The organism is Kitasatospora sp. NPDC092948 (assembly GCF_044754805.1).
GTDB lineage: Bacteria > Actinomycetota > Actinomycetes > Streptomycetales > Streptomycetaceae > Kitasatospora.
Genome location: NZ_JBIVPU010000005.1, coordinates 100,319 through 120,442 on the forward strand (window position 1 = coordinate 100,319; position 20,124 = coordinate 120,442).

The 20,124-nt window shown below is 73.4% G+C and carries 19 protein-coding genes; 12 read left to right on the forward strand and 7 right to left on the reverse strand.

Annotated elements, in window-relative coordinates; genetic code table 11:
• Both ACIQF6_RS17405 and ACIQF6_RS17410 read left to right on the forward strand, forming a co-directional pair.
• The coding region (locus ACIQF6_RS17405) for a WD40 repeat domain-containing protein (protein WP_400895580.1) at window positions 1-803 on the forward strand (803 nt) is incomplete at its 5' end.
• Between the two features lie 184 nt (window positions 804-987).
• Complete coding sequence (locus tag ACIQF6_RS17410) at window positions 988-1,230, forward strand: hypothetical protein (protein WP_400895583.1); 243 nt, start codon at window positions 988-990, stop codon at window positions 1,228-1,230.
• Window positions 1,231-1,618: 388 nt separating this feature from the next.
• On the opposite strand, the gene ACIQF6_RS17415 is transcribed toward ACIQF6_RS17410, so the two are convergent.
• Complete coding sequence (locus tag ACIQF6_RS17415) at window positions 1,619-2,266, reverse strand: hypothetical protein (protein WP_400895585.1); 648 nt, start codon at window positions 2,264-2,266, stop codon at window positions 1,619-1,621.
• Window positions 2,267-2,680: 414 nt separating this feature from the next.
• On the opposite strand from ACIQF6_RS17415, the gene ACIQF6_RS17420 reads away from it, so the two are divergent.
• The 4 genes from ACIQF6_RS17420 (at window position 2,681) to ACIQF6_RS17435 (ending at window position 6,741) form a co-directional block, all read left to right on the forward strand.
• Window positions 2,681-3,298, forward strand: coding sequence for a DUF4328 domain-containing protein (locus ACIQF6_RS17420; protein WP_400895587.1), 618 nt, complete (start codon window positions 2,681-2,683; stop codon window positions 3,296-3,298).
• A gap of 208 nt (window positions 3,299-3,506) precedes the next feature.
• A complete protein-coding gene (locus ACIQF6_RS17425) occupies window positions 3,507-4,496 on the forward strand; it encodes an NAD-dependent epimerase/dehydratase family protein (protein ID WP_400895589.1) in 990 nt (329 codons plus the stop codon).
• Between the two features lie 227 nt (window positions 4,497-4,723).
• A complete protein-coding gene (locus tag ACIQF6_RS17430; protein WP_400895591.1) occupies window positions 4,724-5,452 on the forward strand; it encodes a class I SAM-dependent methyltransferase in 729 nt (242 codons plus the stop codon).
• A 287-nt stretch (window positions 5,453-5,739) separates the two neighbouring features.
• Window positions 5,740-6,741, forward strand: coding sequence for a hypothetical protein (locus tag ACIQF6_RS17435; RefSeq protein WP_400895593.1), 1,002 nt, complete (start codon window positions 5,740-5,742; stop codon window positions 6,739-6,741).
• Window positions 6,742-7,724: 983 nt separating this feature from the next.
• Here ACIQF6_RS17435 and ACIQF6_RS17440 read toward each other — a convergent pair.
• Entirely contained in the window at window positions 7,725-7,958 is a 234-nt protein-coding gene (locus ACIQF6_RS17440) for a hypothetical protein (protein WP_400895596.1), read from the reverse strand.
• Between the two features lie 297 nt (window positions 7,959-8,255).
• Here ACIQF6_RS17440 and ACIQF6_RS17445 point away from each other — a divergent pair, with 297 nt between their 5' ends.
• From ACIQF6_RS17445 to ACIQF6_RS17460, 4 genes are all read left to right on the forward strand, one after another.
• On the forward strand, window positions 8,256-8,789 hold the full coding sequence (locus ACIQF6_RS17445) for a toxin-antitoxin system HicB family antitoxin (protein ID WP_400895598.1): 534 nt from the start codon (window positions 8,256-8,258) through the stop codon (window positions 8,787-8,789).
• Window positions 8,790-8,935: 146 nt separating this feature from the next.
• On the forward strand, window positions 8,936-9,781 hold the full coding sequence (locus ACIQF6_RS17450) for a DUF4097 family beta strand repeat-containing protein (RefSeq protein ID WP_400895600.1): 846 nt from the start codon (window positions 8,936-8,938) through the stop codon (window positions 9,779-9,781).
• Window positions 9,782-9,866: 85 nt separating this feature from the next.
• Window positions 9,867-10,862, forward strand: coding sequence for an ATP-binding cassette domain-containing protein (locus tag ACIQF6_RS17455; protein ID WP_400895602.1), 996 nt, complete (start codon window positions 9,867-9,869; stop codon window positions 10,860-10,862).
• Window positions 10,859-11,710 carry an ABC transporter permease gene (locus tag ACIQF6_RS17460; protein WP_400895605.1) on the forward strand — a complete coding sequence of 284 codons (852 nt, stop codon included), beginning with the start codon at window positions 10,859-10,861 and terminating at the stop codon, window positions 11,708-11,710. Before ACIQF6_RS17455 ends, ACIQF6_RS17460 begins: the two co-directional genes overlap by 4 nt.
• Before the next feature lie 122 nt (window positions 11,711-11,832).
• On the opposite strand, the gene ACIQF6_RS17465 is transcribed toward ACIQF6_RS17460, so the two are convergent.
• The 3 genes from ACIQF6_RS17465 to ACIQF6_RS17475 form a co-directional block, all read right to left on the reverse strand.
• A complete protein-coding gene (locus tag ACIQF6_RS17465) occupies window positions 11,833-13,494 on the reverse strand; it encodes an alkaline phosphatase D family protein (protein WP_400895608.1) in 1,662 nt (553 codons plus the stop codon).
• A gap of 104 nt (window positions 13,495-13,598) precedes the next feature.
• Window positions 13,599-14,237 (reverse strand): DUF7003 family protein, encoded by a 639-nt coding sequence (locus ACIQF6_RS17470; RefSeq protein WP_400895610.1) that lies wholly within the window; start codon window positions 14,235-14,237, stop codon window positions 13,599-13,601.
• Between the two features lie 10 nt (window positions 14,238-14,247).
• Window positions 14,248-15,771 (reverse strand): MFS transporter, encoded by a 1,524-nt coding sequence (locus ACIQF6_RS17475; protein ID WP_400895612.1) that lies wholly within the window; start codon window positions 15,769-15,771, stop codon window positions 14,248-14,250.
• A 110-nt stretch (window positions 15,772-15,881) separates the two neighbouring features.
• Between ACIQF6_RS17475 and ACIQF6_RS17480 the strand changes: the two genes are divergently transcribed.
• Window positions 15,882-16,928 (forward strand): Lrp/AsnC family transcriptional regulator, encoded by a 1,047-nt coding sequence (locus ACIQF6_RS17480; RefSeq protein ID WP_400895615.1) that lies wholly within the window; start codon window positions 15,882-15,884, stop codon window positions 16,926-16,928.
• 12 nt (window positions 16,929-16,940) lie between these two features.
• Here ACIQF6_RS17480 and ACIQF6_RS17485 read toward each other — a convergent pair whose 3' ends face one another.
• Complete coding sequence (locus tag ACIQF6_RS17485; protein WP_400895617.1) at window positions 16,941-17,582, reverse strand: HNH endonuclease family protein; 642 nt, start codon at window positions 17,580-17,582, stop codon at window positions 16,941-16,943.
• Between the two features lie 226 nt (window positions 17,583-17,808).
• The gene (locus ACIQF6_RS17490; RefSeq protein ID WP_043912098.1) at window positions 17,809-18,303 is read right to left on the reverse strand and encodes an Lrp/AsnC family transcriptional regulator; all 495 of its coding nucleotides are present in this window, start codon (window positions 18,301-18,303) and stop codon (window positions 17,809-17,811) included.
• Window positions 18,304-18,680: 377 nt separating this feature from the next.
• Here ACIQF6_RS17490 and ACIQF6_RS17495 point away from each other — a divergent pair, with 377 nt between their 5' ends.
• Complete coding sequence (locus ACIQF6_RS17495; RefSeq protein ID WP_400895621.1) at window positions 18,681-19,991, forward strand: amidohydrolase family protein; 1,311 nt, start codon at window positions 18,681-18,683, stop codon at window positions 19,989-19,991.
• Window positions 19,992-20,124: the final 133 nt, after the last annotated feature.

Below are 20,124 nucleotides of genomic sequence, written 5' to 3' on the forward strand. Positions count from 1 at the left end.
CCGGCCAACCCCACGGCCGCGCGCTCACGGGCCACACCGCTGCCGTCCGGTCGGTGGTGTTCTCCCCGGACGGGCACCTGCTCGCCACCGCCGGCCACGACGGCGCGGTGCGGCTGTGGAACCCGGCCACCGGCCAACCCCACGGCCGCGCGCTCACGGGCCACACCGCTGCCGTCCGGTCGGTGGTGTTCTCCCCGGACGGGCACCTGCTCGCCACCGCCGGCGATGACCGCGCGGTGCGGCTGTGGAACCCGGCCACCGGCCAACCCCACGGCCGCCCACTCACAGGCCACACAGGCCCCGTCTACTCGGTGGCGTTCTCCCCGGACGGGCACCTGCTCGCCACCGCCGGCCACGACGGCGCGGTGCGGCTGTGGGACCCGGCCACCGGCCAACCCCACGGCTACCAGTTCGCCGGCCACACCGGCGCCGTCTACTCGGTGGCGTTCTCCCCGGACGGGCGCCTGCTCGCCAGCGGCAGCTACGACAACAAGGTGCGGCTGTGGGACCTAACCAGCGACCAACCCCACGGCTACCCGCTCGCCGCCCACACCGGCTCTGTCCACTCGGTGGTGTTCTCCCCCAACGGGCGCCTGCTCGCCACCGGCGGCGATGACGGTGCGGTGCGGCTGTGGGACCCGGCCACCGGCCAACTGCACGGAGAACGCCTGACCGACCACACCAGCCGCATCTACTCGGTGGTGTTCTCCCCCGACGGACGCCTGCTCGCCAGCGGCAGCTACGACGGCATAGTGCGGCTGTGGCCTCACCGCCCACCGAACGGCAGCCAAAGGAAGTGGTAGACGACTATCTTCCCCTTCTCCCGGTGTCTGCCGGGGCTCAGCGGATCAGTCGGCGCAGCACCGGCGCGCTCGCCCCCCGGCGGTGCCGTCGGCTCGGCCTCGGCGCGCACCGTCCGGTCATTTTCTCCCTGGTCGGCGACGCGCAGGTCAACGCGGGCCGACACGCGGCGGCTGTCGTGAAGCAGTGTCAGGACAGGGGGCGTTCGACGCCTTCCGTCACTACACGGCGACGGTGTACGCGGCCCGTCCACACGGCGGGACGGACGTGTCCCCGTCGCTGCCGCTGCTGGAGAACACCTCCGCCGTCTGCCGGCAGATGCAGGCGATCTGCAACCAGTACGCGGACGCCGTCGACGACTGCCGCAACTCGCTGATCGGCCTGGCGACGGCGGAGCCGGAATCATCACCACGGCCGGCGTCGTCCTGACCTTCTTCACGCTGGGCGGCTCGGACGTCGCCACCCGCGCGGCGGACGCGGCGCTCGCCGCCGACGCCGCCGTCGCGGCCGACGCGCTCGCGGCAGCCGAGGCCGAACTGGCGGCCGCCGCCGCAGTCGCCGAAGCCGAGGCGGTGGTCGCCTCGCTGGCCGCCCGCCTGTCCGTCACCGTCGCCGCGGCCGACGCGGTCGCAGCCTCGCCGGCAGTCGCCATCGCCTCGACACCGCCCGGCCCGCAAAACCCTCTCGCCGTGCCGGGCGTCGGCCCCGTCGCGGCACCGGCGCCGCCCCCGTACCCGACATACGGCCCTGCCCAGCAGTTCGCCGCCTCCACCCGGCGCTGGCGGCGCGAGGCCGGCAGGGGCCGGACGAGGGGGGCCTACCTCGGGTCGGGGCGCTGCGGGCGCAGCAGGACTTCGCTGCCGATCGGGGTGAACCCGCAGGCGAGGAAGGCGCGCAGGGAGCGCGCGTTGCCGGGCGAGACGGCGGCGAACACCGGCTCGCCGCCCGGGACGAGGCTCAGCGCATCGGCGATCAGTGAGCGTCCGCGACCTGGCACGGGCCCGTCCGGGAGGTGCAGTTCGACGCTCAACTCCCGCCGCCCGGCGAGGCCTTGGGCGATCGTCACCAGCCCGCGCGCGTCCCCGTACACGCCGACGGCGGTGCGCAGCTCGCGGGCGTGCCGGACCCGCGGGTGCCCGTCCGCCCCGTCGAGCGGGCTCAACTGCGCGGGGCCGCCGCTGCCGCGGGCGACCAGTGTCACGTCCAGACAGCCGATCCACCCGCCGGGCCCCGCCAGGTAGCGCAGGAAGTCCGGCCCCATCGACTCCCCGAACCCGTCCGGCCCCTGCGCCCGCACCTCGGCCGCCGGCCGCGCCGTCGCCACCACCGCGTGCCCGGTGAACGCCACCGCCCCCGCCAGCCCGCGCCCGAGCTCCGGCACCACCGTCACCCCGCCGTCCACGGGCGGAAACCTGCCCTCGGCCGCTTCCAGGAAGTACCCCAGCAGCGGATGCGGCTCCACCATTTCCCGACCACCCCTCCGTTTCGGACCACTGCCCTCGAACCTACGCCGAACTCGGCCCGCCGGACGGCGTGTTCCCGGGCCGCCGCTTGACGGTCCGTCAACGAGCCGGCGCGGGCGACGCCGAGGATCAGCCTCTCCGGCGCGTGCGACGTCGACGCTCGCCCCTCGACACTCGGGAAGAACCGGCCGCAGCAGAGGACGTCGAACTCGGGTGGGGCCGGGGCCTCGCGGGGACGATGTCCTTCACGATCCCGGCGAAAGCCTTCGCGGTGGGGGACTTCAGCAGGGCCGAAGCGGGCATCCGGTGTTGTTGAACACCCGTAATCGCTTTTGACAATTCGAACGCTACCTCTATTCTTCAGGCCATCTCTGCGCGTGATCAGCACCGCAGTCGCTTTCCGGTAGGGGCCCGCAGTGCATCCCGAATCCACGTACGACCAGCCGCGCCCGCAGGGCCTGCCCGACGACGGGCGGCTCGCCGGATTCCGGCGTCTGGCCCTGGCCGCACAGGTGCTGATCGGTGTTCAGACGGTCTGGAACCTGGTCCTCGGCGCGGCCGGCGGGACGCGATCCACGCTGTTCCGGCTGTCCGCGCCGCTCACGCTGGTGCTGTTCGTCGCCCCGATCGTCGTGTTCCTGCTCTGGTTCCGCCGCTGCCGGCTCAACGCCGACCACCTCGCCCCGGAGGGCCTGCAGGACTCTGCCGGCTGGGCCGTCGGCGCCTGGTTCGTCCCCGTGGTGATGTGGTGGATCCCGCGCCGGATCGCCCTCGACATCCGTCGTGTGTCCGCGCCCACCAGCAGCCCCTGGCTGATCAACGCCTGGTGGGCCGCCTGGCTGGCCATGACGCTCGGCGCCGCTCTGCTCCCCGTGCTCGGGGTGAAGTCCACCGGCTACTCGCCCTACAACCTGGTGCCCGGCCTGGCTGCGGCCGTGCTCGCCATCCTGGTGATCCAGCAGCTCACGTCCCATCAGGACGCCCGCCTGCGCGCCCTCGCGCAGCCCGCCCAGCACTCGGCTCTCGGGTCGTGATCCCGGTTTCTGCGGGTGCCGCACGGCCGTGATCGCTCTCTGCTGGGTTCGCCTGCGTCAGAGCAGTGCCATGTCGACGCGTCACCGGGAGGGTGAGGTTCATGGTTGCCGGGAGCGAGTTCCGTCACGTCCCCGACCGGGTCGCCGACTGAGCCGGCTTCTGCCGCCGGCGGTCCGGGCCGCTTCACAACTCCGGAGTTCGTCAACCATGCAGAGCATCACCCACCGCCCGCTGAGCCTGCTCGTGCTGGGCGGCACGCGTTTCGTGGGTCGCACCCTTGTCGAGGCCGCACTGGCCGAGGGGCACCAGGTGACGCTGTTCAACCGCGGCCGGACCGCGCCCGAGCTCTTCCCCGGGGTCGAGACCGTCGTCGGCGACCGCACCACCGACCTGTCCGCGCTCGGCGAGGGCCGCTGGGACGCCGTGGTCGATGTCGCGGGCTACGAGCCCGAGGTGGTCCGCCGTTCGGTCCGGGCCCTGGGCGAACGCGTGGGCCGGTACGTCTTCGTCTCCTCCCTGTCGGTCCTCGCCGACCAGGCCACCGTGCAGAACGAGGACGGCGAACTGCTCGTCCTCGGCGACGGCCTGGCGCCGCATCAGCTCTACGGCGCACGCAAGGCCGCCTGCGAGCAGATCGTGCTCGACGCCTACGGCGAGCGCGCCAGCATCGTCCGCCCCGGCCTGATCGTCGGGCCGCACGACCCGACCGACCGCTTCCCCTACTGGCCGCGGCGCTTCCGGCGGGGCGGCCGGGTACTGCTGCCGGGCGACCCGGCCGACGCCGCCCAGTTCATCGACGTCCGCGATGTCGCCGCCTGGATCCTGGGGTGCGTCGCGGCGCAGCGCGGCGGCGTCCACCACGTCACCGGCCGCACCCTGCCGTTCGGCGAGTTCTTCGCCGCCTGCCAGGCCCTGGTGAACCCCGGGGCGACGCCGGTCTGGGTCAGCACCGAGAAGCTGCTGAAGGCCGGCGTCGCCCCGTGGATGGGCGTTCCGCTGTGGATCGGCGCCCCCGAGTGCGTTGCGATCAACCGGGTGGACATCTCGCGCGCCCTGGCCGCCGGCCTGACACACCGTCCGCTCGCCGAGACCATTGCCGACACGCTCGCCTGGGACACCGCCCGCGGCGGGCCGGCCGCCGACGACGAGGGGCTCACCGCTGCGGAGGAGCAGCGGCTGTTGGACGAGCTGACGTGATCCGGCCCGGTGTGCTCGGGGTGGTGGCGGCCTGCGAGCCGGGCGCCTCGTGACCTCGCTCTGCGGGCCGATCGGCGGTCACCTGCCCCGGGATGCCGGAGTGGCCGCCTGCGGCCGCCCGCCGCGGGTCCCGCGCCCGAAGCCGCACCTCGTCCGCGCCACGGTGTGACGGTCCGTCCGGCACGTTCGGGGCTGCCGCCGGCCCGAGTCGGGATAGGTTCACGAGTATGTCGACCTCTGCGCAGTCCTTCGGTTCCGCGGCCCGCCTGTACGACGCGGTCCGGCCCACCTACCCGGCGCGGGCGGTCGCCTGGGCCGTCGGCGCCGGGCCGGTGCGCGTGCTGGATCTGGGGGCCGGCACCGGGCTGTTGGCCGGCGCTCTGCACGCCGCCGGCCACGAGGTGATCGCAGTGGAACCCGACGAGCGGATGCGCGCCGTGGCCGCCGAGCGGTACTCCGGCGTGCAGGTGCTCGCCGGCAGCGCCGAGGACATCCCGCTGCCGGACGGGTCCGTCGACGCCGTCGTGGTCGGGCAGGCCTACCACTGGTTCACTCCGCAGGACGCCCTGCCGCAGATTCACCGGGTGCTGCGCAGGGACGGCGTCTTCGCCGCGCTGTGGAACATCCGTGACGACCGGACCCCGTGGGTGTCCGCGCTGTCCGCCGTCGTCGGCCACGAGGGGTACGGCCTGGAGAGTGCCTGGCAGTACGGGCCGGTGACGCCCTGGTTCACCGAACCCGAACGCGGTCTGACCGAGCACACCGTGACCGTCCCGACGGACCGGCTGATCGACCTGGTGCGGTCCCGCTCCTCGTACCTGACCGCCGACGCCGCCGAGCAGGCCCGCCTGGACCGGGAGATCGGCGAGCTGGCCGCCACCGACCCGGCCCTGGCCGGTCGCGACAGCGTCGAGATGCCCTACCGGACCTGCGTCTACCGGATGCGGCGGGTCTGACTTCCCGGCCGTCGCCCTCGGCCTCGACCCACCGACCCTCGGACCTGCGCCTTTCGAACCTCCTCGAATCACTCGCCCCGACCGACCGCCGGACGATTCCATGGATTCACGCCGGAGCTGCCCGGTCACCGGCCGGAGCTGTTCCGGGCTGTCCGGGCTGTCCGGGGAGCCCAGGTAGCCCCGGGGTCCGGGCCGTCCGCGCCTCGTCGTGTGCCATCGGCATCCGGGAGGCGGCGCCCCGTCCGGCGGTCGTGGCACAACTTCGTTCGGGGGAAAGGGCATTGTCCATGAAGATCACGTCCAGGTCGGCGGTCGCCGCCGGAATCGCGGCAACCACCATCGGGCTCGCGACGGCGCTGGTCGGCCCGGCCGCCGCCGCGACCGGTGCCGCCGCAACCCGTCTCGATCGTGCCCACCTCGTCGCGCACTTCGATGTGACGGCCGGTCAGACCGCGGAGAACATCGCGTTGGAGCCCGACGGCTCGGCCGACATCACCTTCTCGGTCAGCCACCAGATCGCACACGTCACCCTCGACGGGCGGACCCGCGTTCTGGCCACGCTCCCGACCCCGCCCGACGGCGGCGTCAACACCCCGGTCTTCGGCCAGCCGATCGCCACCGGCATCGCCCGCGGCCAGGACGGCACCCTGTACGTCCTGTACGTCGCGGGCAGTGCGGACCTGACCGGCGTCTGGCGGCTGGCCCCCGGCAGCAGCGCTCCCGAGCACATCGCCGCCCTCCCGGCGGACAGCATCCCCAACGGCATGGCGCTGGACGGGCGTACCGGCACCCTCTACATCGCCGACTCGAACCTCAGCACGATCTGGACCGTCCCGACCACCGGCGGCGCCGCCACCCGCTGGGCCACCGCCCCGGAGCTCGGGCCGACCGCGGACGACCTCGGCGCCAACGGCCTGAAGCTGCACGGGGACGCGGTCTGGGTCACCAACACCTCCCACGGCACCGTCCTGCGCGTCCCCATCGGCCGGAACGGCCGGCCCGGCGCGGTCGAGACCCGGGCCACCGGCCTGGGCCCCGTCGACGACTTCGACTTCACCGGCCGGGGCGACCAGCTCCTCGCCGCTCTCGTCGAAGGCCCCGGTCAAGTCCTCCTGGTCGACCCCGACGGCACCCACTCCACCGTCCTCACCGCGGCGAACGGCCTCCAGAACCCGACCTCCGTCGCCGTCCGCGGCCGCACCGCCTACATCGCCAGCGCCGCCTACAGCACCGGCACCGACCCCAACCTGCTCCTCGCCCACCTCGACGCCGGGAAGTCCCGCCCCTGAACGGGCCGCCTGAGCACCGGTCAGGACGTGTTCGCCGGCCGGGCCACTCCGGACTCCTGCCCGGACCTCGGCTCGCCGCGCGCACAGCGCGCGTAGCAGCGCACTGCGGACGGGCGCACGCCGGGACGCGGTAGTACGTACCACTCGATCGGCCCAGTAGGGGCGTTCTCGCTTCGATCGCGGCGTCGTCGCACCGCCATCATCGTGCGGGTACCCGAACCACCGTGTCCGCCACCGGCTTCCGGCCGGACGAAAGGCGTGCTTGCACGGTGCCACCAATCCCGCAGGGTCGTTCGAAAGGGAATACGCACGATGAAGTTCCACCACCTCGCCCGCCGAGTGCAGTCGATCGCCGCCGCGGTCGTCCTTGCCGTTGGGACTTTCACCGGCGCTGCCCCGGCCCACGCAGCCGACTCCCACCAGGACGCGCTGCCGCGCCTCTCGCAGAACTATGCCGGGACCGGGCAGGTCGTCCCGACGGAGACCTCTCCGTGGGCCGGTGCCTCCCGGATGACGTTCCGCGGCCCGGCAGCTCGTACCGCAACCCGCTGAGCGTGGAGATCCGGGCGCAAGTGCCCAGCGCCGGGGGCCAGGGCCGGTCAGCCGATCGGGCGGCGCCAGCGGGGTGCCGGAGGCGAGCGGCGGTCAGATGGTCCGGCGGCCGCTGGTCCTGTCGGGGCCGCAGCTGAAGGTGCCGTCCGCCGGGACGTCCGCGACGGTGCAAGTGCCGTTGTGGTGCGCGCCGTTGGAGATCCGGGAGCCGAACTGCGCTGCTCACCCGCGCTGCTCACCGCCGGGCGGCCGGGCGCCGGCGGGCGGCTCGGCGGGCCGGCCGGTCGTGGCTCAGCCGACAGCCGACCCAGACCTCGTCACGTCGCGTCGGCCTGGTCGCTGCGGGTCGTCACGGTCGATCTCGGCGCGCAGCGGCGCCCCGGGTGCCGATCGCCGGGGTGACTGCGCGGGAAGGCGAGGTGTCGCCGGGTTCACTCCTGCTCTCTCAACACCCGGTCGACCTGGGTGCGTTCGTAGCCCCTCCGCACGATGTCGAACCCGGCAGGTCGCGGCCGCTGATCGGGCGGCAGCGCGAGGTGTGCATCGACCTGCTGCCGGTCGTAGCCGCGCCACGCCACGTCGAACGCGGCGCCCGGACCTTCCGCGGGCACCGGCTCGGCGGCGGTTCGACGCTGCCACCAGTGGGGGCGACGTTCCTCGGTCATGGCGGTGGTCCTCCCCCGTCGACGGTTCCTTCCGGGATGCTACCCGCCGGTCGGGGAGTCGCCCTGACGATGCCTCAGGGTCGTTCAGGCCCGGAGGCGTCGGCATCGACGGTCGCACTCGTGGCACCGAGTGGCACCATCTGGCACCGCTCGGCATCACCAGTCTCGCCCCGGCCCATGCCGCCGACCGCCACCGCCAAGCCGTTTCCGCAGGTCGACAGGGATCCCTCGGCCGCCACAACGCCCTGACGTCACAGGGGACTTGATGTGGCATCACTTTGGTGCCACCATGGGGCCATGGACCTCACTCCGTATGTCGACAACCTCCGGCGCGAGTTGGCCGTGGCCGCCGAGGCCGGCGGGCCGGACGCCCGCGAGTTGGCCGAGCGGCTGACGGCCCCGCTGGAGTCGGCGACCCGGCTGACCATGCTCCATGTGCTGTCCGCCGCGATGGCCGAGGTCACCCGCGAGCTCGCCCCGGGCTCGGTCGACGTACGGCTGCGCGGCCTGGACCCGGACTTCGTGGTCACCGCGCCGCCCGCCCCGATCGCGCCCGCCCTCGCGGCGGGCGCAGGCCCCGTGCCGGGCGCAGGCCCCGCACCCGCCGATCCGCCCGCCGCGGAGGACGACGGCGGGACGGCCCGGATCAACCTGCGGCTGCCGGCCCAGTTGAAGGCCCGCGCCGAGGAGGCTGCCGCCCGCGAAGGGCTGTCGGTCAACGCCTGGCTGGTGCGAGCGGTGGCGTCCGCCGTCGAGGGCGGGGCCCGTCCGCCCGGGCCGGTGGAGCGCTCGCAGACCTTCGGCCAGAGCTACACCGGCTGGGTCCGCTGAGCCGGACCACCCTTACCACCCCGCCGTCGGCCGACCGGACCCGGCGGCCGAGCCCCGACGGCCGCACTCCGCCGACCGAACCCCGACGGCCGCGCTCCGCCGACCGAACCCCGACGCCTCTGACGACCCATGAGGACGGTACCGCCATGCCTTCTTTCGACACTCCCGAGCCGATCGCGCTGAACGCCCAGGTGTCCGCGGGCTCGGTGCACGTCATCGCGACCGACCGCGCCGACACCGTGGTCCGGGCCCGGCCGCGCGACCCGCTGCGGGAGGTGGATGTGCGCGCCGCCGAGCAGACCGAGATCGAGTTCGCGGGCGGCGTGCTGACCGTCCGCACCCCCAGGCAGCGCCACCTGCTGGGGCGCACCGGCACGGTGGACGTGTCGGTGGAACTGCCGGCCGGCTCGCGGCTGGAGGCCGGCGGCGCCTGGATGCAGGTGCTCGGCGAGGGCCCGCTCGGCGAGGTGCAGGTGAAGACCGCGTCCGGCGACATTCGCCTGGGCAGCGCCGGGCCGGTGCACCTGACGGCCGCCCACGGGTCGATCACCGTCGACCGGGTGCGGGGCCGGGCGGAGATCAGCACCAGCTCGGGCAGCGTCCGGGTGGGGCTGCTGGACGGCCCGGCGGTGGTGAAGAACTCGTACGGCAGCACCACCGTCGCCGTCGCCGCCGACGACCTTCGGGTGAGCGGCGCCAACGGCGACATCACCGTCGAGCGGGCTGCGGCCTCGCTGCGCGCAGGCACCGCCCGCGGCGCTCTGCTGGTGGGTGAAGTCGCGCGCGGCAGTGTGCAGTTGGAGACCGGTTTCGGCGGGATCGAGATCGGTGTCCGCTCCGGCACCGCGGCCTGGCTGGACGTCAGCGCGCAGCGCGGCCAGGTCCGCAACTCGCTGACCGGGGCGGACGCCCCGGAGCAGCACGAGGAGACCGTCGAGGTCCGGGCCCGCAGCCGCTACGGCAACATCGACATCCGCCGCGCCCGCGCCTGACGTACGCCCGAACTCCCGCTCCACGTACCCCCTTTCACGTTCACCTTCACGCCACTCATCGGGAGGGCACATGCCTTCACTTGTCATGCCCGCATCCAGGAAGGCGCCCGACGGCCCGGCCGTCACCGCGATCGGCCTGCGCAAGTCGTACGGGACCAGGACCGTCCTCGACGGCATCGACCTCACCATCCCCGCCGGGACGGTGTTCGCCCTGCTCGGGCCGAACGGCGCGGGCAAGACCACCACGGTGGAGATCCTCTCCACCCTGGCGGGCGCCGACGGCGGCCGGGCGCAGATCGCCGGCCACGACCTCGCCACCGACCCGGACGGGGTCCGGTCGGCGATCGGCGTCACCGGACAGTTCGCCGCCCTGGACGACCTGCTCACGGCCGAGGAGAACCTCCGCCTGATGGCCGACCTGCTGCACCTGCCACGCAGCCGAGGACGCGCCCGGGTACGGGAGTTACTGGCGCGCTTCGACATCGCGGAGGCGGCCGGCCGGCGCACCGCGACCTTCTCCGGCGGGATGCGCCGCCGGCTCGACCTGGCCATGACGCTGGTCGGCGACCCGCAGGTGATCTTCCTGGACGAGCCCACCACCGGCCTCGACCCGCGCAGCCGCCGCACCATGTGGGACATCGTGCGCGACCTGGTCGCCCGCGGCACCACCGTGTTCCTGACCACCCAGTACCTGGAGGAGGCCGACCAACTGGCCGACCGGATCGCCGTCCTGGACGGCGGCCGGATCGTCGCCGAGGGCACCCCCGACGAGCTGAAGGCCCGCATCCCCGGCAGTCACGTCCGCCTGCGCCTCACCGATCCGCAAGGGTACGCGCGCGCCTGCACCGCCTTCCCGGAGGCGAGCCGCGACGAGGAGGACCTCGCCCTGCGCATCGCCGGCGGCGCCGGACTGGACGCCCTGCGCGGCGTGATCGCCCGGCTGGACGCGGCCGGCGTCCCCGCCGCCGACTTCTCCGTGCACACCCCCGACCTCGACGACGTCTTCTTCGCCCTGACCGGCTCCGGCTCCGGCTCCGATACCGCACTCCGCCCCTTCGCCGCCGAGGAGACCCCGCGATGAGCAGCACCCTCGCCCTCGCCGCGCACGACTCGCTGACCATGCTGCGCCGCAACCTCAAACACGCCGTCCGCTACCCGGCGTTGACGCTCGCCCAGGCGATGACGCCGATCCTGATGCTGCTGCTGTTCGTCTACGTCTTCGGCAGCTCGATCGGCGCCGGACTCGGCGGTCCCGGCAGCCCCGGCGGCGGCGTCGGCGGTCTCGGCGGTCTCGGCGGTCTCGGCGGTCTCGGCGGCGGGCGGGACGCCTACCTCGCCTACCTGACGCCCGGCATCCTGGTGATGGGCGTGGCCGGCGGCTCGATGTCCACCTCGGTCGCGATCTGCTCCGACCTGACCGGCGGCATCGTCAACCGCTTCCGCACCATGAACATCGCCCGGTCCTCGTTCATGACCGGGCATGTGATCGGCAGCGTGATCCAGACCATGGTCGGCCTGGTGCTGGTGGTCGCGGTGGCCGTCGCGGTCGGTTTCCGGCCGCGCGCGGGCGCGCCGGAGTGGCTGGCGGCGTTCGGGCTGCTGCTCGCGGTCGCGGTCGCCGTGACCTGGCTCTCGGTGGCGCTCGGGCTGATCTCGAAGACCGTCGAGTCGGCCTCCAACAAGCCGCTGCTGATCCAGTTCCTGCCGTTCCTGGGCTCGGCGTTCGTACCGGCCGGCTCGATGGCGCCGGGGCTGCGCCTGTTCGCCGAGTACCAGCCCTTCACCCCGGTGACGGAGACCCTGCGCGGGCTGCTGTCGGGGACGGCGATCGGCCCCAGCGGCTGGGTGTCGCTCGCCTGGTGCGCGGGCATCGGCCTGGCCGGCTACGCCTGGTCGCGCCGCCTCTTCAACCGCGCCACCCGCCGCTGACCACCCACTGCTGACCACCCACTGCTGACTGACCAATGCTGACTGACCACCCACCGCCGACCACCCGTCGGCGCAGGGTCGGGGGCCGGGCGGATCGCCGGGCCCCCGCCCGCACGCGCCGGTCAGTTCACCGGGGCGTTGACGCGTTCGATCTGCTGGGTGCCGCTGCGGGTGCGGTAGGAGCGGGTCCACTTGGTGGTGGCGTCGGGCTTGGTGCGGTCGGAGAGGATGTAGTAGTCCATCTGCGCCCACTCGGTGGTGAGGTCGAGGACGCCGTAGCCGTGCGAGTCCAGGTCGGTCCACTTGACGTGCCGGTTGGCGGACTGGATCGCGGCGGCGGCCACCAGGGAGAGCGTCTGCGGCGCGACCTTGAGGATGTCGTCGATGTTGTCGGAGCTGACCGAGGTGACCACGAACTCGGTGGCGGCGCTGCCGGACGCCGGGTAGGTGGCGGCCTCGAACGGGACGTCGCAGGCCCAGGCGGAGTGGATGTCGCCGGTGAGGAAGACCGTGTTGGTGATGCGGTGGTCCTTCAGGTGGCCGAGCAGTTCGCGCCGGTCGTGGGTGTAGCCGTCCCACTGGTCGGTGTTGACGGCCAGTCCTTCACCGGGCAGGCCGAGCAGTTGGGCGAGCGGGCGCAGCAGGTAGTCCGGCAGCGCCAGGAACGCGACGGGCGAGATCATCACCTCGTTGCCGACCAGCCGCCAGGTGGTGTCGGAGGCGGCCAGTCCGGCCTTCAGCCAGTCGAGTTGGGCCCGGCCGGTGATGGTGCGGTCGGCGGAGTCGACGTCGCCGTTGCCGATGCCGGCCTGCTGGGAGCGGAACGAGCGCAGGTCGAGCAGGTGCAGGTCGGCGAGCTTGCCGTAGCGCAGCCGTCGGTAGGTGGTGCCGGAGATGGACGGGCGGACCGGCATCCACTCGAAGTAGGCCTGCTTGGCGGCGGCGACCCGATCGCTCCAGTCGCCCTCGGCGCCGGGGGTGTGGTTCTCGGCGCCGCCCGACCAGGCGTCGTTGGCGAACTCGTGGTCGTCCCAGATCGCGATGGTGGGGACGGCGGCGTGCAGCGCCTGCAAGTCGCGGTCGGTCTTGTAACGGCCGTGCCGGGTGCGGTAGTCGGCGAGCGTGATGATCTCGTTGGCGGGGGCGTGCGGGCGCACCACGGTGCCGCGGGTGCCGTACGCGCCGGAGGCGTACTCGTAGATGTAGTCGCCGAGGAACAGGAAGGCGTCCAGGTCGCCGCGGGCGGCCAGGTGGCGGTAGGCGGCGAAGTAGCCGGCCTCCCAGTTGGCGCAGGACGCGACGCCCAGGCGCAGCCGGTCGACGGCGGCGTCGGCGGCGGGAGCGGTGCGGGTGCGGCCGACGGGCGAGACGGCGTCGCCGGCCAGGAACCGGTACCAGTAGGCGGTGTCGGGGCGCAGGCCGCGGACGTCGGCCTTGACGGTGTGGTCGGTGGCGGCGGTGGTGGTGACGGTTCCGCCGGCGACGACGGTGGTGAAGGCGCGGTCGGTGGCGAGCTGCCACTGGACGGCGGTGTCGGGCCCGAGGCCGGAGCCGGGCGCGGCGTCGGCGCCGGGGGTGACCCGGGTCCACAGCAGGATGCCGTCGGGGAGCGGGTCGCCGGAGGCGACGCCGTGCAGGAACTGGGCCGCGTCGGCGGCGGCCGCGCTGCCGGCGGTGGCGGTGAGCGGCAGGGCGAGCGCCCCGGCGGTGAGGGCGGCGGCCTGAATGACCTGGCGGCGCGCGGGGCGGGCGGTGGGCGCGGTGGCGGCGGTGGGTTCGGTCACATCACCTGAGACTTACCGACGGGTAATGGCTTGTCCAGAGCCCGGGTTGACTGTTCGTCAAGTTTTCACCATGACCTCGCCAAGGGCGGTCGGGCCCCGCCCGGCTACAGGCTTCCGGCCTCCGGCCAGTGCGACCAGTGGGTGTTGGGCGGCAGGGTGGGCCGGTAGCGGGACGGGTCGGCGCTGTCCAGCACCTCGGCGAACAGCCGGAAGGTCTCGTGCGCGCCCGGCCGCGTGTCACAGAGGTCCTCGGGCTGGTTCCACTCGTCCAGCCGCAGCAGCAGCGGCAGGTCGGCGGGCAGGCCGGCCCGCAGTTCGGCCTCGTCCGCGAGCAGCAACTCCCGGTGCGTGGGCACCAGTTGCCGGAAGACGTCCTGCAGCGGGGTGCCCGCCGCCGTGTCCACCGGCAGCGCGGTGCCCCGCACCACCACCGGCACGGCGCCGCCGGGGTGGCACTCCTCGCCGTCGGGGTCGAGCTGCGCCATGTTCTCCACCCGGTCGAGGAATTCCAGCGTCCCCGGCTCGCCGTCCAGGCAGTTGCCGTACCGGTGGATCACGTCGGCCAGGCTCCGGCTGCGCGGGCCGTACCCGAGCAGCTCGACCACCAGCGCCCAGCGTCGGCCGTCTCCGTACAGCTGGGCGCGGGTGTCGACGGGGTAGTAGTAGCCGTTGTCCAGGTCGGGGAAGTCCGCCCGGTCGGCACAGTGGTCGAGCTGCCCGAGGATCGCGGAGACGGTGATCACGGCCCCGAGCCTATGCGGACACGGGCTCCCGGACCGGCTCGGCCTCCGGGGCGGCAGCCGCGCTGCGGCGGCGTCCGACCATGGTGAAGACCAGCGCCGCGCCGAGCAGGCCGAGCACGCCCGACACCAGGAACGAGTCCCGCAGTCCGTCCGCGAACGCCTGGTGCACCAGCTCCGCCAGGTCGGCCTGCCGGTCGGGCGCGGCGCTGCCGATCACCAGGTCCGCCTGTCCGCCGGCGAGCGCGTCCGCGACGCCCTTGGCGTCCGGCAGCGCTCCGTCGCGCAGGCGGTGTTCGAGGCCGGACTGGAAGACCGCGCCGAGCACGGCTATGCCCAGCGCGTTGCCGAGCTGCCGTGCGGTGTTCAGCGCGCCGCCGGCCATGCCGCTGCGGCGCTGCGGCACGGCCGCCATCGCCGCCGCCGCCATCGCGGGCGTGGCCAGGCCGACCCCGGCGCCGGTGACCGCGAGGCCGGGCAGCAGCACCGGCCAGCTGGATCCGGGCCCGATCAGCATCAGCAGCAGCGCGCCGCTGCCGACCAGCAGCAGGCCGAAGCCGACGGTGAGCCGCGGCGAGGCGGTGTGCAGCCGCCGGCCGACCACGGCCGACACCACGAAGGCGACCACGCTCATCGGCACCAGCGCCAGGCCGGCCGCCACCGGGCCGAGGCCGCGCACCGACTGGAGCCAGACCGAGGTGTAGACCAGGTAGGAGAACGCGGCGGCGGAGAGCAGCAGCGCGCCGGCCAGCACCCCGGTGAAGCCCGGGTTGCGCAGCAGCGACAGGTCGAACATCGGTTTGCTGCTGCGCAGTTGGACGGCCACGAAGCCCAGCAGGGCGACCGCGCCGAGCGCGAACAGGCCCAGCGTGGGGGCCGATCCCCAGCCCTCGGCCGCGCCGCGGATCAGGGCGAAGGTCAGCGCGCCGGCGGCCACCGTGAAGGTCACCAGGCCCGGCAGGTCGATCCCCTTGGCCTGCGGGTCGCGGGACTCGCGCAGGGCGCGCACCGTCACCAGCACGGCCAGCACGCTGATCGGCAGGTTGATGAAGAAGATCCACCGCCAGCCCAGGTGCTCGGTGAGCAGCCCGCCGACGACCGGGCCGGCGGCTGCCGCGGCGCCGCTCACCGCACCCCAGACGCCGAACGCGATGCCGCGGTCCCGCCCCTGGTAGGAGGTGTTGAGCAGGGCCATGGTGGTGGCGAACATCGCCGCGCCGCCGATGCCCTGGACACCGCGGAACAGGATCAGCTGCCCGCCGTTCGCGGCCAGCCCGCAGGCCAGCGAGGCGGCGGCGAACAGCACCAGTCCGCCCACGTAGATCCGGCGCCGCCCGAACCGGTCCGCGACCGCACCGGCCCCCAGCAGCAGCGCGGCCAGGGCCAGCGCGTAGATGTCCAGCACCCATTGCAGGTCGGTGAACCCGGTGTGCAGGGCACCCGCCATGTCGGGCAGCGCCACGGTCACGATGGTCACGTCCACCAGCAGCATGAACGTGCCCAGGCTCACCGCTGTCAGCGGAAGCCACTTGCGCATGTTGTACTCCAGAATCCGATTGTCTTTCCGGATGAGGATCGCTGCGGGAGCGGCGAAAAGCGGCACCAGCGGCGTCCCGGCGGCGGATTCCGACAGGACCGCGCCCTGGCATGATGGAAACCATGCAGAGCGGGCAGAGCGGGCAGGGCAGACAGAGCAGGCAGGCGGTGGAGCTGGACGGGCTGGACCGGGCGCTGGTGCAGGCGCTGATGATCGACGGCCGGGTGCCGTTCAGCCGCCTCGCCGAGCTGCTGGCGGTCTCCGACCAGACGGTGATCCGCCGCTACCGGCGGCTGCGCGGCGACGGGCTGATCCGGGTGATCGGGCTGCCGGCCGGCCCGCGGGTGGGCCTGGCCGAGTCCTGGCTGCGCCTGCAGTGCCTGCCGGACGCCGCGCTCGCGGTGGCCGACGCGCTGGCCCGGCGCCCGGACATCTCCTGGGTCACGCTCAACTCCGGCGGCACCGAGGTGCAGTGCATCACCAAGGCCCGCACCCGGGAGGACCACGACGAGCTGCTGCTGCGCCGGCTGCCGCGCACCCGCCGGGTCACCTCGATCACCGCGCACAGCGTCCTGCGGTCGTTCACCGGCGGCCCGCAGGGCTGGGTGGGCCCCGGCCGGCTGACCGAGGCGCAGGCGGTCGCGCTGGCGGGCCCGCCGGTGCGAACCGACGGGCCGGTGGTCCGGCTGGACGCCGCCGAGCAGGCCATGCTCACCGTGCTGGGGAGCGACGGCCGCGCGGGCTTCCCCGAACTCGCCCGCGCCGCCGGGCTCTCCGAGTCCACCGCGCGCCGCCGGCTGGAGCAGCTGCGCGAGCGCGGCGCCTGCTACTTCGACGTCGAGATCGACCCGCGGCTGCTCGGCATGGAGAGCCGCGCCGCCCTGCTGATCACCGTCGCGCCGGCCCAACTCGCCGCCGTGGGAGCGGCGGTGGGCGGCCACCCGGAGGTGCCGTTCGCCGCGGCGATCACCGGCTCGGCGAACCTGCTGGCGATCGTGCTGTGCCGCGACAACGACGGGCTCTACCGCTACCTGACCGAGCGGATCGGCGCGCTGACCGGGGTCCAGCACGTCGAGGTGGTGCCGCAGCTGCGGTCGATCAAGCGCGCCGGCATGCTGACGGACGGCTACCGCCTGATCGACCCGCCGCCGGCCTGAACCGGGGTGGCGTCAGCAGCCGGCCAGGACGTTGGTCAGGGCGGTCTTCTCGGCGGCGTCGACGGACAGGTTGTAGTAGTACTTCACCTGCACCCAGGCGCGGACGTAGGTGCAGCGGTAGCCGACGACCGGCGGCAGCCACTCGGCCGGGTCCTTGTCGCCCTTGGAGCGGTTGGTGCTGGCGCTGACGGCGACCAGCTGGGGGCGGGTGACGTCGTTGGCGAAGGCCTTGCGCTGGTCGGTGGTCCAGGCGGAGGCGCCGGAGTCCCAGGCCTCGGCGAGCGGGACGACGTGGTCGATGTCCAGGCCGGAGGCGGCGGTTATGGTGACGCCGTCGTACGGGGAGACCCAGGTGCCGGAGGTGGCGGCGCAGCTCGCGTCGGTGACGACGTTGGAGCCGTCGCGCTTGAGGACGGTCTCCCGGGTGTCGCAGGTGCCCGAGATGGTGATCCAGGTGGGGAAGAGGCTGCGGCTGTAGCCGGTGCGGTCCTCGGCCTTGACGGTGAGTTGGGCCAGGTAGCTGCGGGCGGTGGCGGCGGAGACCGGGGTGGGCAGCGCGGCTTCGGCGGTGCCGGTGCCGACGGTGACGGCTCCGGCGGCGAGGGCCGCGGTGGCGGCGAGGGTGGCGAAACGGCGGAGGAAACGGTTCGTCACGACGTGGGGCTCCTGGACTCGGCGGCGGGGCGGGGAGAGCGGTGCCGGGACAGCGTGGCAGCCCAGGGTCTATGCGGGTAGATACTTCGCCGTGAAGATTGCGTTACCGTCCGGTAGCCGACTCGGCCCGCAATGTGAAGGTTCATCATCAACCGCCCGGCGGGCGCCACTTACGGGCACCGCCCCCTACTCAACTCCCCTCCCTCCCCTCCCTCCCCTCCCCCGCTCAGCGTCCGCGCGCGGCCGGCCAGCGGTCGAGCGGGAGCGGGCCCCGGGAGCGGATGGTGCGGATCGCGAACGTGGACCGGGCGTCCCGGACCGGACCGATCGCCAGGATCTCGTCCAGCAGCACCAGTTCGTAGGTGGCGAGGTCCGGCACCGCGATCTCCACCAGGAAGTCGGCCTCGCCGGAGACCACATGACAGGCCACCACCGCGGGAATCTCGGTCAGCCGCTGCTCGATCTGCCGCGACGTCTCCCGGGAGTGCTGCTCGACCCGCAACGAGACGAACACCGTCAGCCCCAACCCGACGCGCTCCCGGTCGAGTTCGGCCCGATATCCGGCGATCACCCCGTCCGCCTCCAACGCCTTGGTACGGCGCAGCGCGGAGGACGGCGAGAGCCGGACGGCCTCGGCGAGGTCGACGTTGGCGGTGCGGCCGTGCCGCTGCAGGTGTTCCAGGATGGCGCGGTCGATGCGGTCGTACTGCTGGCTCGGCATGCCGTGCTCCCTGGACGAGTCGTTCCGATGCGGCCTGTGGTCGCGGGCGACCGGGGCCGGGGCGATCGGGGCTGCTGCCGCCTCCTGCCGGTCGGACGCCGTGCAGCCGATCCCGCCGGAGGTGAGGCGGCGGAAAAGTTCACGATATCGGATGATTCCATGTCCGATTTATGACGTTTCATCACGATCCCGGGGTTAGCGTGCAGCCGGACGAGCCGGAGCGCCGACGACCCAGCCGGGCTGGGAGCACCGACGCAGTTCCGGCAGCTGCGCCCTGATTCCCCACGCCTGCGTGAACACGCCAGGCGCCGACCCGGGACCGCCGGGCCGCCGGGTCTCTCGTCGGCCCGTCCTGTCCCGCCGCGAGAGGAAAGACCGTGACCCAGCAGCAACCCCCCGTGCCGATCCTGATCAAGAACGTGCGGGTCTTCGACGCGGTGCACTCCGGGCCGAGCCGGCCGACCCGGCCGACCGTCCTGACGGAGCCGACGTCGGTGCTCGTCCAGGACCGCAGGATCGCCGCGATCGGCGTGGAGAACCCTCCGGAGGGGACCGTCGTCATCGAGGGCGGCGGGCGGGTGCTCATGCCCGGCCTGACCGACGCGCACGTCCACCTCTTCGCGACCGGGACCTCCCTGGCGGGCCTGACCACCGGCGCCACCGGCACGGGCTACTACAACGCACTCGCCGAGGCCGAGCGGATGCTCATGCGCGGCTTCACCACCGTCCGGGACATGGGCGGCGACGTGGCCTCGCTACGGCAGGTCCTGGACGCGGGGACGTTCCCCGGCCCGCGCATCTACCCCAGCCAGGCGGCCATTTCGCAGACCTCCGGCCACGGCGACTTCTCCCACGTCTACGAGAACGCGAACACCTTCACCTGCGGCGCGCATGCCCGCGCCGAGCAGATCGGCTTCCTGCGGGTCGCCGACGGCCGCGACCAGGTCCTCGCGGCCGTGCGCGAGCAGCTGAAGAAGGGGGCCTCCCAGATCAAGGTCATGGCGGGCGGCGGAGTGTCCTCCGCCTACGACCCGCTGGACGTCCTGCAGTACACGCCGGACGAACTCAGGGCCGCGGTCGAGGCCGCCACGGACTGGGGCACGTACGTGGCCGCGCACGTCTACAACGACGAGGGCATCCGCCGTGCGATCGCCGCCGGGATCAAGTCGATCGAACACGGCCACCTCGTCGCCGGCCCCGAGACCGTCAAAATGATGGCGGACAACGGGGTGTGGCTCAGCACCCAGCCCTTCCTCGAGGACGACCACGAATACACCAACCCGGAGAACACCAAGAAGAACGCGCAGGTCTGCGAAGGCGTCGCGAACTCCTTCCAGTGGGCGCGCGAGCAGGGCGCGAACATCGCCTTCGGCACCGACCTGCTGCTCGAACCCGAGAAGGCCGGCCTGCAGAACGAGATGCTCACCCGGCTGTCCACCGACTTCGACTTCACGCCCGCCGAGGCCCTGGCGATCGCCACGTCCGGCAACGCCGAACTCTTCCGGCTCTCCGGCGAACGCGACCCCTACAAGGAGGCCCGGCTCGGCCAGATCACCAAGGGCGCCTGGGCCGACGTCCTCCTCGTCGAGAGCGACCCCACCCAGAACCTCACCGTGCTGAACGACCCGGACAAGAACCTCGCCGTGATCATCAAGGACGGCCGCATCTACAAGAACCTCCTCGGCTGACCCCGTCCGAGCAGGCCGCAGAGGCTACGGATTCCCGGGCGCTACGGATTCCCGGGTGCCCGGGTCGACGGGCGCGACACCTTCCGGGTGGCCGCGCCCGCTTCGCTGCCGCCCTCGTGCTCCTCACCGCGCC